The sequence below is a fragment of the Aeromonas sp. s11 genome, from assembly GCF_040907945.1.
GTDB classification, from domain to species: domain Bacteria; phylum Pseudomonadota; class Gammaproteobacteria; order Enterobacterales; family Aeromonadaceae; genus Aeromonas; species Aeromonas veronii.
Genome location: NZ_JBFOCU010000062.1, coordinates 487,107 through 499,793, shown reverse-complemented (window position 1 = coordinate 499,793; position 12,687 = coordinate 487,107). Strand labels below are relative to the sequence as shown.

The 12,687-nt window shown below is 59.2% G+C and carries 10 protein-coding genes and 1 tRNA gene; 3 read left to right on the top strand and 8 right to left on the bottom strand.

Going from position 1 to position 12,687, the window contains the following annotated elements; genetic code table 11:
* Positions 1-52: 52 nt before the first annotated feature.
* Positions 53-592 (bottom strand): alpha/beta hydrolase YcfP, encoded by a 540-nt coding sequence (gene ycfP, locus AB5Y84_RS20865; RefSeq protein ID WP_005334000.1) that lies wholly within the window; start codon positions 590-592, stop codon positions 53-55.
* Positions 593-1,088: 496 nt separating this feature from the next.
* Here ycfP and AB5Y84_RS20860 point away from each other — a divergent pair, with 496 nt between their 5' ends.
* Positions 1,089-2,480 (top strand): nucleobase:cation symporter-2 family protein, encoded by a 1,392-nt coding sequence (locus AB5Y84_RS20860; RefSeq protein WP_368177638.1) that lies wholly within the window; start codon positions 1,089-1,091, stop codon positions 2,478-2,480.
* 78 nt (positions 2,481-2,558) lie between these two features.
* Here the strand turns inward: AB5Y84_RS20860 and AB5Y84_RS20855 are convergent, their stop codons facing one another.
* Together AB5Y84_RS20855 and AB5Y84_RS20850 are read right to left on the bottom strand one after the other, a co-directional pair.
* Entirely contained in the window at positions 2,559-4,355 is a 1,797-nt protein-coding gene (locus AB5Y84_RS20855) for a M3 family oligoendopeptidase (protein WP_368177637.1), read from the bottom strand.
* Between the two features lie 123 nt (positions 4,356-4,478).
* A complete protein-coding gene (locus tag AB5Y84_RS20850) occupies positions 4,479-5,399 on the bottom strand; it encodes a DUF808 domain-containing protein (protein ID WP_181497204.1) in 921 nt (306 codons plus the stop codon).
* A gap of 251 nt (positions 5,400-5,650) precedes the next feature.
* Here AB5Y84_RS20850 and AB5Y84_RS20845 point away from each other — a divergent pair, with 251 nt between their 5' ends.
* Positions 5,651-6,253: a DUF924 family protein gene (locus AB5Y84_RS20845; protein ID WP_181497203.1), complete on the top strand. Its 603-nt coding sequence runs from the start codon at positions 5,651-5,653 to the stop codon at positions 6,251-6,253.
* 63 nt (positions 6,254-6,316) lie between these two features.
* Here the strand turns inward: AB5Y84_RS20845 and AB5Y84_RS20840 are convergent, their stop codons facing one another.
* From AB5Y84_RS20840 to AB5Y84_RS20820, 5 genes are all read right to left on the bottom strand, one after another.
* Positions 6,317-7,936 (bottom strand): methyl-accepting chemotaxis protein, encoded by a 1,620-nt coding sequence (locus AB5Y84_RS20840; protein ID WP_181497202.1) that lies wholly within the window; start codon positions 7,934-7,936, stop codon positions 6,317-6,319.
* A gap of 104 nt (positions 7,937-8,040) precedes the next feature.
* Complete coding sequence (locus tag AB5Y84_RS20835) at positions 8,041-9,300, bottom strand: dicarboxylate/amino acid:cation symporter (protein ID WP_005334018.1); 1,260 nt, start codon at positions 9,298-9,300, stop codon at positions 8,041-8,043.
* 204 nt (positions 9,301-9,504) lie between these two features.
* Entirely contained in the window at positions 9,505-9,972 is a 468-nt protein-coding gene (locus tag AB5Y84_RS20830) for a hypothetical protein (RefSeq protein ID WP_368177636.1), read from the bottom strand.
* A gap of 180 nt (positions 9,973-10,152) precedes the next feature.
* Positions 10,153-10,229 (bottom strand) — tRNA-Pro (locus AB5Y84_RS20825).
* 112 nt (positions 10,230-10,341) lie between these two features.
* A complete protein-coding gene (locus AB5Y84_RS20820) occupies positions 10,342-11,685 on the bottom strand; it encodes a dihydroorotase (protein ID WP_005334027.1) in 1,344 nt (447 codons plus the stop codon).
* Between the two features lie 80 nt (positions 11,686-11,765).
* On the opposite strand from AB5Y84_RS20820, the gene AB5Y84_RS20815 reads away from it, so the two are divergent.
* On the top strand, positions 11,766-12,641 hold the full coding sequence (locus AB5Y84_RS20815) for a 6-carboxytetrahydropterin synthase (protein WP_042053203.1): 876 nt from the start codon (positions 11,766-11,768) through the stop codon (positions 12,639-12,641).
* Positions 12,642-12,687: the final 46 nt, after the last annotated feature.

Genomic DNA, 12,687 nt, shown 5'->3' with positions numbered 1-12,687 from the left:
AAACGAAAGGGAGCCATTGGCTCCCTAAAACGAAATCGGTCGACGTGATGGATCAGGCTTCTTTGAAGGCCTTCATCCGCTGCAGATGATGCGAGATATTTTTGAACTTATGAGTCTCGCGCTCATCCCACACGATGTCGTAATAGTTCTTCAATTCACGTTCAGTGTCCCGATTATCGCGCACTTCATCCTGAACGGAAAGGATACACAGGCAGTTTCCTGAATTTTTCTTACGAAATTCAGTTACACACTTGGTACCGATATCGTCATATTCTTCCGGCCGGTCGATCTTGCCCTGCATGTTCTCTTCCGGATGGAGGTTGGGGTTGAAGATCACCTGGCGAATGCCGCACAGAAAGCCGATCCGCTCGCTCCAGTAGCCACCAAGACCCACGCCGCAGATCAGCGGTTTGGGATCGGTACTCATATCGAGCTGTTTTTTCACTTCCTTGAGCAGATGGCTCATATCATGACGGGGGTGAACCGTGCTGTAGTGCACGAAACGCACATCATCATCAATAAACTGCAACTGCAGCACTTTCTCGTGATTGCCTGGGCTGGTGGCATCAAAGCCATGCAGATAGATGATCATGGATAAGACCTCAGGATCTGTGTCGGTTTTATCGAAACTACCCCAGCGGCGGCCCCGTGCGCCACCAAAACATCCAACTTTCTTGCTTTGGATCACGCCCCCGCCCCCGATTGCGCCCTGCGGCCCGCGAGCGCCGTCACATGCAGAGGGGAGCAACGTTATGGTGCCCGGCTATCAAAGTGAGATCGCCAGACCAATAATGATAAACCCCTTACCAATCTGAGATGCCCTCACCTTCTTCCCCAGCCAGCAGCCGGACACTTATCTGACCGGTATGTGACTCATCCCGCAAAAACAAGGCGTTATCGCCAAACGTTTTCTCTCGTGAGTGGCGTTGTGCATGTTTTGTGCACTGACCCGTGCTGCACCGGATCCCTCTCACTACTGCAGAGGGAGCTGGCACCTCTGTCAATACACGAGATCAATGACCGGGAAAGCTGCGGCTTTCACTATCTTGCCTGTAGCAGTTGCGCGGGCTTCAAGGAGTGATCTGTTCATGAACGAGACCAATCCCCCCTCCCCCCGACCGGGTGCGCGCAAGCGCCCGGTGGATGAAGTGGAGCGCATGCTCCCCATGGGCCAACTATTTACCCTGGGCCTGCAACATGTGCTGGTGATGTACGCCGGCGCCGTGGCGGTGCCATTGGTGATTGGCGGCAGTCTGGGGCTGCCCAAGGATCAAATCTCCTACCTTATCAGTTCGGATCTCTTCTGCTGCGGCATCGTCACCCTGCTGCAATGTGTCGGGATTGGCCGCTTTGCCGGGATCCGGCTGCCGGTCATCATGTCGGTCACCTTTGCCGCCGTGATGCCCATGCTGGCCATCGGAGCCAACCCGGATCTGGGGCTGACGGGCATCTTCGGCGCCACCATCGCCGCCGGTATCATCTCGACCCTGCTGGTGCCGCTGATAGGTCGGCTGATGCCGCTCTTCCCCACCGTCGTCACCGGGGTGGTTATCACCTCCATCGGGATCAGCATCATGCAGGTGGGGATCGACTGGATGGCGGGGGGCAAGGGTAATCCGGAATATGGCAGCCTGCGCTATATCGGCACCAGCTTTCTGGTGCTCGTCTTTATCCTGCTGGTGACCCGCTTCACCAAGGGCTTTTTCAGCAATATCTCGGTGCTGCTCGGGATCATTTTTGGCTTCGTGGTGGCCATCGCCATGGGCGAAGTGAGCCTCGATGGCCTCGGCGAAGCAGACTGGTTTGCCCCCATAGTGCCCTTCGCCTTCGGCTGGCCTACCTTCGATCCCATCTCCATCGCCACCCTGACGGTGATCATGCTCATCACCTTTATCGAGTCGATGGGGATGTTTCTGGCCCTTGGCGACATCGTCGGCCATCCGGCCAGGCGCGGTGATATCGTTCGCGGGCTGCGGGTGGATGGCATCGGCACCATTATTGGTGGGATATTCAACAGCTTCCCCCACACCTCCTTCTCCCAGAATATCGGTCTGGTGAGCGTGACCGGAGTATCTAGTCGCTGGGTCTGCGTGATGTCGGGGGGGATCCTGCTCGCCTTTGGCCTCATCCCCAAGATGTCGGTGCTGGTCGCCTCCATACCGCCCTTCGTGCTGGGGGGCGCCGGTATCGTGATGTTCGGTATGGTACTGGCCACCGGCATTCGCATCCTGGCGCGCACCGATTACAACACTAATCGCCACAACCTCTATATCGTCGCCATTAGTCTCGGAATTGGCATGATCCCGACGGTCTCCGGGAATTTTTTCCAACAGCTTCCGGCGCAGCTACAACCGCTTTTTCATAGCGGTATCCTGCTGGCCACCATCAGTTCGGTGCTGCTCAACCTCTTCTTCAACGGCTATCAGCCGGACCTGACTCACCAGACCCGTCCTTTGTTCGTTGGTCCCATCAAACCGTAGCAAGAGCAGGCATAACAAACAGGCTCCCGGACAGCGAGACTGTCCGGGGGCCTGTTGTTCATATCACCGCTGACCCAATCAGGCAGGCAATTGCTCGAAGCGCTCAACCGCCTGCGCTACTTGTGCCAGACTCCCCTGCCAGAAGGCGGCCTCACGGATATCCTGCCCCAGATGCTTGGCTACCAGATCTTCGGCGCTCATCCGGCCGGTATCGCGCAACAAGGCGCGATAGGCCTCGGCCACGCCCTCTTCCTCCGCCGCCTTGCGGCTCATCAACTGCTGATAGACCCCGAGGCTGAACAGATAACCAAACAGATAGGGGTAGTTGTAAAAGCCCAGCCCGGCGATGGAGAAGTGCGCCTTGGCCGCCCAGAACATGGGGTGATAGCGGGTCAGGCTCCCCTCATACCAGCGCCCCCATGCCTTGTCAGTCAGCGCCTTGAGTCGCTCTGCGGATACATAACCCTGCGCCCGCTCGGCCACCAGCGCCCGCTCGAAATCGAAGCGGGCCGGAATATTGACCAGGAAGGTGGCTGCGCCATCGGCCTCCGCCCAGGCGATGGCCAGCTGCTCTTCCGGACTTTGCGCCTGCTCGAACAGGGCGCTGCGCACCAGGGTTTCGGCAAAGATGGAGGCGGTCTCCGCCAGCGTCATGGGGTAGCTGCGCTGACTCATCGGCAGATCGCGGATCACCCAGTTGTGCCAGGCGTGGCCCAGCTCATGGGCTAGCGTAATGACGTTGTCCATGGTGCCGGCATAGGTGACGAAGACCCGCGGCTCGACCGGTTCGGCAAACTTGGTGCAGTAGGCACCGGTGCGGCGATTTGGCGTGGGCGCCGCATCAATCCACCCCTTTTCGGCCATCATGCGGGCAAACGCCCCCATCTCGGGATCGAAACGGCTAAAGGCATCGGCAATCAACTCGATCGCCTCCTCGAACGGGATCTCGCGGCTGCTGACGGCCGGAGGCGGCGCAAAGAGATCCTCCGGCCCCAGATCGTCGAGACCAAGGCGCTCGGCCATCAGCTCCAGCGCCCGCTGGCCCAACCCACGGGCTCGCCAGGTTTCGCTCATCAGGGCATCGAGGGTGGCGCGTTCGATATGACTTTGATGGCAGGAGAGATCCAGCGCATCAAGCAAACGGGGGTTGCCGCGCTGACGGGCCAGCTCCAGCCGCCAGCCGTTAAGGGCATTGAGGATAGCGGCAACCGTCTCCTGCTCCCCTTCCCAACCGGCGCTGATGGCATCAAAGGCTTCTAAACGCAGCGCACGCACCGGACTGGAGAGCAGATTGCTCGCCTCGGCCAGCCCCATCTCGCGGCCATCAATGGTTAACCGGATCTTGCCTACCAGATCGTTGTAGAGGTTGCCCCAGGCGTGCAGACCATCGGTGCCCAGGCCAATCACCAGCTGCTCCGCCGCCACCGGCAAGCGCTGATCCTGCAAACGACGCTCATGGCGCAGGCGGTACGCCTCCTCACCGAGCAGGGGATCCGCCATCAGCGCGGCGAATTTCTCTTCCGGCAACGCCAGCATCAGATCTTCCACCGGCGCCAGGATCTTGAACAGATCGGCGTTGAGGGCGCGGGCACGGGACGCCAGCTGTTTGGCCTGCGGATCCCGCGCATCCTGACTGCCGCGGCATGCGGCCAGAATGGCGACGTTCCAGCCGATATGGCGAATATCACGGGCGCGCAGCCGCACTTCCCGCAAGAAATCCAGCAGCGCTGCGTCATCGTCGCGCACCCCGTCCAGACCCGCCATATAGCTGGCCAGCTCTTCCAGCGCGTGGCGGGCTGCGCGCATGTCCGCTTCCAGCTCGGTGCTGTCGAGGCCCGGGTAGATATGGTCGTTATTCCACTGTTGTTGATACATAGCTTCTCGCAAAGGCCTTTATCGGGAGGCGCAACAGACCTGCGGGCAGCAAGTCAGAGACCGGGCAACCCGAGGGCCAAAAAATGAAGAGAGGAAAAAAGAGACAATGGCCCGCAAGCTCGCTTATACCTTGGCCGGGGCAAGACGGCTCACCAGCGTCATCACGGCAACCAGCAGCAGACCCGCCACCACACCGGCCACGGCGTTGAGCAGCGTCGGCGTCACCGCCGCCAGTACGGCCCCTACTGTGGGCAGGGTGGCGACAACAGCGGCTGCGCCTTCAATCAGGTGATGGGCAAAGGGCCAGCCATGCACCAGAATGCCGCCGCCCACCATGAACATGGCGATGGTGCCGACCAGTGCCAGCAGGTGCATCAGACGGGGCGCCGTCACCAACAGTCCCTGCCCCACCGCGCGGCGCAGGGCGCTGCCATCGGGCTTTTGCAGCAGATGCAGACCGATGTCATCGAGCTTGACGATCAGCCCCACCAACCCGTAGACCCCGATGGTCATCAGCAGGGCGATGCCCGCCACTACCGAGAGCTGCAGCGCGAGGCTTGCTCCCTGTACCGTGCCAAGGGCGATGACGATGATCTCGGCCGACAGAATAAAATCGGTGCGGATCGCTCCCTTCACCTTCTGCTGCTCAAACGCCACCAGATCATCAGGAATAGGAGCTGTGTGTGCCTCATCCTCGCTCACTTCATGAGGCAGGAACTTGTGGGCCAGCTTCTCGGCCCCCTCAAAGCAGAGGTAGGCGCCCCCCAGCATCAAGAGCGGGGTGATGAGCCAGGGCACCAGGGCACTGATGGCGATGGCGGCGGGCACCAGAATCAACTTGTTGCGAAATGAGCCCTTGGCCACCGCCCACACCACCGGCAGCTCCCGCTCGGCACGCACTCCGGAGACCTGCTCCGCATTGAGGGCAAGATCGTCCCCCAACACCCCGGCGGTCTTCTTCGCCGCCATCTTGGTCATCAGCGCCACGTCATCGAGCACGCTGGCGATATCGTCGAGCAGGGCCAACAAACTGGTTCCGGCCATATCAGAGATTCCTTATATCAGTGAGAACAACCCCGGGAGAGAGGTGTGCGGTCTGATGACCATCAGGGTCAGCAGGGCCACCTCATGGCGATGGCAGGCCATCATCAGCCGCGCCTGGCAACCGTCGCTCGCCATCTGGGGTTACTTCTTTCGGGCAAAAGATGGCACAGTGTAACGAGAAGCTACCGTTTCGGCAGCACCCCGGAGCCATTTGTTATTGGCCCTCCTCAACACACCAGCAAGGAGTCCCCATGCAGCCCTGGCAACCTCTGCTCGATTTCTGGTTTGGCGACCCGGCCGACGACGCCCTGCGTGCCAAACGACAAGCCCCGCTCTGGTGGGGCAAAAGTCGCGAGACCGATGCCCTCCTGGCCCGGCGCTTTGGCATGCAGGCAGAGGCGGCCGCCAACGGGGAGCTGGCCGACTGGGCGGATCTGCCCCACGGCAGACTGGCGCTGATCCTGCTACTCGACCAGTTGCCGCGCAATATCCATCGCGGTACCCCCACCGCCTTTGTCCGGGATCCGCTGGCCCGGGATCTCTGCCTGAAAGGGCTATCCATCGGGGCGGACAAATCCCTCTCGCCACTGGAGCGGGTCTTCTTCTATCTGCCGCTGGAGCATGCCGAATCCCGCGAACAACAAGCCCGAAGTGTGGCCCTGTTCGAGGCACTGGCTGCCGAGCAGGCTTGCACACCGGCGCAAGCAACCTTCGCGGGCTTTGCCGACTTTGCCCGTCGTCATCAGGTGATCATCGAACGCTTTGGCCGCTTTCCCCACCGCAACGACATTCTGGGTCGCACCAGCACACCGGAAGAGGCAGCATTTTTGCTGCAACCCGGTTCGGGCTTCTAAGCAAGCCATATAAAAAATCCCCGCCAGCTGGCGGGGATAGCAGATGGATAACAACCGTCGGCGTTACTGAATGCGGTAGCGGGATATCTGCTGGTGGATGCTCTCGGTGGTGACATTGAGCTCCTCGGCGGCGGCTGAGGTCTCTTCCGCTGTGCTGCTGGTTTGCTGCACGACCTGAGCAATCTGCTCAACCTGATGGGCGATCGACTCGGCGGCCGAACTCTGCTCGCGGATGGCATTGGTGATCTCGCCCACCTGCTCCATCACCCGGTGCGACGCACTGCGGATCTCGGCAATAATGGCGCCACTTTCTGTCGCCATGGTGACCCCTTGACTCACCTTCTCCTCCACCAGATGCATGCGGGAGACCGTATTGTTCGACTCCTGCTGGATCGCCTCTACGGTGGCGGAGATCTCCTGGGTGGATTGGGCTGTGCGCTCGGCTAGTTTGCGCACCTCATCCGCCACCACCGCAAAGCCACGGCCGGACTCCCCGGCCCTCGCCGCTTCAATGGCCGCGTTCAAGGCCAGCAAGTTGGTCTGCCCCGCCACATCACGGATCACGTTGACCACACCGCCAATGCGCGAAATGCCCTCACCCAGCGCAATGACCTCGGCCGAGGCCTGCCGGATCGAGTCGGCGATCTCGTTGATGGCATGAACGGTGCGCTCGATGGTCCGGCCCCCTTCGGTCGCCAGTTGCCCTGACTCATTGGTGATACGACTCGTCTCCTGAGTACGCTGGGAGATATCGGTGATGCTGACCGTCATCTCTTCCACACCGGCGGCAATCAGACTGGTAGCATCATTGGCCTGACTGGCCGAGCTGGCCAGGTGTTGCGCTGCCTGAGAGAGAGATTCGGCAGTGCTCTTGATCTGCAAGCTGCCGACGGAAAATTCGGTAAATGTCTGCTGCAGCGTATCGAGCAGCCGGTTGACCGCATTGAGGGTCAGGCCAATCTCATCCTGCTGTTTCACATCCGCTCTCAGGGTAAAGTTGAGGTCATGCTGGATCCGGGTCAGGGTATCCATGGCGGTGCGAAGGGGATTGGCCACCTGATTGAACAACCAGACAAACAGCCCCATCGTCAGTACGGTGGCACCACCGGCGATAAACAACAGGGTTTGCAGGCTGTTGTCGTAGTTCTCCTGGCCCTGCTTCTTGATCGCCAGTCCCAAATCCATATTGAAGTTGACGTGAAGCTCGATTGCCTTGGCAAACTGCTCAAACAGTCTAGAGGCCTCCGTCGCCAGCTCGTCTCTTGCTTCATCGTTCTTGTTTTGGCTGGAGAGCTGCAGCACCTTGTCTATCTCCTGATAATATTGCGCGATAATGCGTTGATCATCATCGGTCAGGCGCCGATCTTCATCATTGGAGAGCATCTCGGCTTTATATTTTTCCAGCAGCGAACTGATCTGTTTACGCTTATCGGCGATGTCCGTTTCGATCTGCTGCATCTTGCTATTGTCAGTGTTGAGGATATGAGTCTGTACATGCGAATGCAGCTCATAGAAATCGGCCTGTACTTCCTTAATCAGCGAAATACTGGGCACCGTATTATCCGTCACATAGCTCAAATCTCGGTTGCCTGCCCCAAGACGATTGATACTGAACCAACTGAGAAAGATGAGCGTCAGCATCACCAACAGGGCAATCAGTTGAAGTCGACGAGCAATATTCATAACCGTACACTCCAGATGGAAACTATCTAGCAGTGTAGACGAGCCATAAACAACAACGGCCCGCATTGGCGGGCCGTTGTTGTTTATTTTTCATGGCGTTGTGATCAGGCCTTGGCTGGCTCACTCTCGCCCAGCGCGACGGTTTCACCCAGACTGTCTTCGGTCTTGGCGACCACACTGGCGGCGATGGCGTTGCCCAGCACGTTGGTGGCAGAGCGGCCCATGTCGAGGAAGTGGTCGATCCCCAGCAGCAGCAAGATGCCCGCTTCCGGAATATGGAACTGGTTCAGGGTGGCGGCAATCACCACCAGAGAGGCGCGCGGTACCCCGGCCATCCCCTTGGAGGTGACCATCAGCAGCAGCAGCATGGTGATCTGCTGGGCCATAGAGAGCTCGATGCCATACGCCTGAGCGATGAACATCACCGCGAAGGTGCAGTACATCATGGAGCCATCGAGGTTGAAGGAGTAACCCATCGGCAGCACGAAGCTGGCGATGCGCTTGTCACAACCGAACTTCTCCAGACGATCCAGGGTCTTCGGATAGGCGGCTTCAGAGCTGGCGGTCGAGAAGGCCAGCAGGATGGGCTCGCGGATCATCGCCAACAGCTTGATGACGCGACCACGCAGGAATACGCTGCCCATGGCGATCAGCAGCAGCCAGAGACAGGCCAGCGCAATATAGAACTGGGCCATAAAGCTGCCGTAGGTAACTAGAATACCCAGCCCCTCTTTGGCCACCATAGCGGCGATGGCGCCAAACACCGCGAATGGCGCAAAGTTCATCACGTAGCCGGTCACTTTCAGCATGATCTCGGCGGCGCTGGCCATCAACACCACTACCGGCTTGGCCAGATCGCCGAGCGCAGCAGCAGCCAGACCGAAGAAGAGGGAGAAAACCACGATCTGCAGGATCTCGTTGGTGGCCATCGCCTCGACCACACTCTTGGGGATGGCGTGGGTCACAAAATCTTTCAGGGTAATGGCGCCGGCAGCAATGCCCGAGCTGGCGGTATCATTGGGCAGGGAGAGCGAGAGACCCACACCCGGCTGCATCAGGGTCACCATCACCAGACCCAGGCTCAGGGACATCAGGGAGGCCAGCATGAACCAGCCGAGGGTCTTGGCACCGATACGCCCCACGGTGCGGGTGTCGCCCATCTTGGCGATACCGACCACCAGGGTAGTGAAGACCAGGGGAGCGATGATCATCTTGATCAGGCGCAGGAAGATATCGGTCAGGATCGTGATGTTATTGGCGAAATCCGCAGCCTGATCTGCGGCAAACATCCGATAGCCCTGGCCGGTGAGGATGCCAAACATCATGGAGATGAGGATGGCGACCGTCAGTTTATTCATTTTCATGGGGGAGTCCCGGTTTTGATTGGTGCAAGCCGTAAACAGTGGCGTGGGAGCCACTACAGTCCGTTTTTGTGATCCGAGCCGTTGATTCCTGGCGGCTGGTATGCTGGGAGAATGCCTAAAAGCAGGGGGTAAATCTAGAGGCTTTATCCAGAATTTTATCCTGCCATTAGGTGTATGTGATATGAATCTTGCAAACCACCAATATTAATCACTGTTTATTTTAATTTCGGCGAGATATTTCGCATTCAGAGTTCGCTCATCGAGTGCCCGTGGCAACAGGCGAAAAGTGAGCAGCGCCGAGATGGTATGCTGCACCTGCATCTGGGCCATAAAGAGATCAGGTTCATCTTCGTCAAAGCCGAAGATCGGCCGTGATGGGGTCACTCTGACGGCATCACGGTTAATGGTCAGCTCATCGACCTTGAGCCAGGAGTAACCCTCTGCCAGTGCCAGCTCCCCTGCCCGCTTGAGCACATATTTGCGGGCGGTCTCCCTGTCCACCAGATCGTTGCCGACAAACTCCAGTTGCCACTTGTCCGGGCCAAGCCGGGTCTGGGAGAAACCGGTCTGGCCGTTCCAGAATGACTTTTCACTCTCGTAAGGGGTAGCGCAGCCCACCAGCAGCAGGGTGAGCATCAGCAGACAACAGGGTTTAGATACATATGCAGACACGAGAGGCCTCGCCAGGCAAATGAGCAACAGAGTCGTTACTACACCATAAAGCGCGGTGGCTGCACAATCTGCTCACGCCAGCAGCGACCAGCGTGCATCACCACTGGCTTCGCGCCTGTGCGGCAAATCGCAGGCAAAAGAAAAGGCCTTGTCGTTTGACAAGGCCTTTACCGGGGAATTTGGTCGGTGTGAGAGGATTCGAACCTCCGACCCTCTACACCCCATGCAGATGCGCTACCTGGCTGCGCTACACACCGACGGAGTCAGCTCGGCTGACGGGGGCAGAGTTTATGGAGATGACCCTGCCCTGTCAACAGGGAAACGCCGCCAATTCCTCGGCCACGGTGCGTTCGCCTGCTTTGCGAACAATCAGCGGTTAAAGGTCAGCCGCTTGCCCAGGATCTGGTCAGTCACCTGCCCGTTTTGCCAGGCGATCTGGCCATTCACCAACGTCATCTCCACCGTGCTGTGGAAGCGGTAGCCGTTGAAGGGCGACCAGCCACAGTGGTAGAGGATGTTGTCATCGTTGACCACATAGGGCTTGCCCAGATCCAGCAGCACCAAATCGGCGAAATACCCCTCGCGGATATAACCGCGATCCTGCACCTGGAAGCGCTCGGCCACCGCATGGGAGGTCTTCTTGACGATAGTCTCCAGGGTAAACACGCCGTTGTGGTAGAGCTCCAGCAGCGCCTGCAAAGAGTGCTGCACCAGCGGCACACCGGACGGCGCCTTGAAGTAGCTGTTCTGCTTCTCTTCCCAGGTGTGGGGAGCGTGGTCGGTGGCGATGATGTCGAGCACGTCGTTACGTACCGCATCCAGCAGTGCCTGCTGGTCGGCGGCACTCTTCACCGCAGGGTTGCACTTGATCAGGCTGCCCTGGGTCTCGTAATCGGCTTCATTGAAGAAGAGGTGGTGCACACACACCTCGGCGGTGATGTTCTTGTCCTTCAGCTCGCTCAGGTCGTGGCTGGCGGTAAAGAGCGACAGCTCCTTGGCCGAGGTCAGATGCAGCACATGCAGCTTGGCACCGTATTTTTTCGCCAGCGCCACCGCCATGCTGGAGGATTTGTAGCACGCTTCGTCGCTGCGAATGCGGCCGTGCTCGCCCATCGGCACATTCTCGCCCCACTTGGCCCGCGCCGCCTCTTCGGCTTTGGCGATGGTCGGAGTGTCTTCGCAGTGGGTGACGATCATCACCGGACTCTCGCGGAAGATGGCCGCCAGGGTCTCCTGATTGTCCACCAGCATGTTGCCGGTCGAGGAGCCCATAAACACCTTGACCCCACAGGACTGCTTGGGATCGAGACGCTTGATCTCTTCCAGGTTGTCGTTGGTGGCACCCAGATAGAAGCTGTAGTTGGCGACGGAGGAGTTGGCGGCGATCTGGTATTTGGCTTCGAGGGCGTCGAGGGTGGTGGTCTGGGGATTGACGTTGGGCATTTCCATGAAACTGGTGGTGCCACCGGCGACGGCGGCGCGGGATTCGCTGGCGATAGTCCCCTTGTGGGTCAATCCCGGCTCCCGGAAGTGGACCTGATCATCGATCATTCCGGGGATGAGATGGCGACCTGCGGCATCGATAACCAGCGCATCGGGCGCCTCGATATCCGGGGCGATGCGGGCAATCCGTTCCCCCTCGATCAACACATCGGAGGCATAGATACGGCCTTCGTTGACCAGGGTGGCATTCTTGATAAGCAGTTTGTTCATGGGGGGTTCCAGTTCCTTTGCCGATAATCGCGGGTCATAATAGCGCAAAACTGCCCTTTCTCTGTAGCAAGGCCTGACTGATGAAGTTATTTGTAAGAGATTTGACCGTGATCGACTCCAGCTACCTGTGCGAACGCCGCGGCATGGTGGGCGAGAGCTGGCTGGTAGATATCGAAATGAGCGGTGAGCTCAACGAAATGAGCATGCTGCTGGACTTTGGCCGGGTAAAGAAGCTGATCAAGTCGATCATCGATGAAGAGGTGGACCACAAGCTGCTGGTGCCGACCGAGTGCCCGCTGATCCACGTCGAGACACTGGATGGTGACGAAAGCACAGTGGATCTGCTGCGCCCGGGTCGCTCCATCCATCTGCGCTGTCCATCCCAGGGCTTTGCCTTTATCCCGGCTCCGCAAGTTGATAAAGAGTCGGTGACCCGCTACCTGCTGGCGGTACTGGCCAAACGGCTGCCGGGCAATATCAAGGATCTCTCCCTGACTCTGCGTCAGGAGGCGATCACCGGCGCCTTCTACCACTACAGCCACGGCCTGAAAAAGCACGATGGCAACTGCCAGCGCATCGCCCACGGCCACCGCTCTCCCATCGAGATCCACGTCGATGGCGAGCGCGACCAGGAGCTTGAGCTCAACTGGGCCGAACGCTGGGGCGATATCTACCTTGGCACCGAGGAGGACAAGGTGGCGCTGACCGAGCTCGCTTTGAGCCCCCGCGCCAATGCCCAGCTTGGCGAGCATCACTGCGGCTTCAAATATGTGGCGCCGCAAGGGCTGTTCCAGCTGGCCATTCCCACCGCCGAGGTGGAGATGATCGACACCGACACCACGGTTGAGCTGCTGGCCTGCTACATCGCCCGCGAAGTGAAGAAGATGGTGGGCGACAAGTTCGTCAAGATTGTCGCCTATGAAGGGGTCGGCAAGGGCGCCATCGCCTACGCCTGATCCCCTTGTCGCTGCCGCAATAAAGAGAAGGCCCCGCATCTGCGGG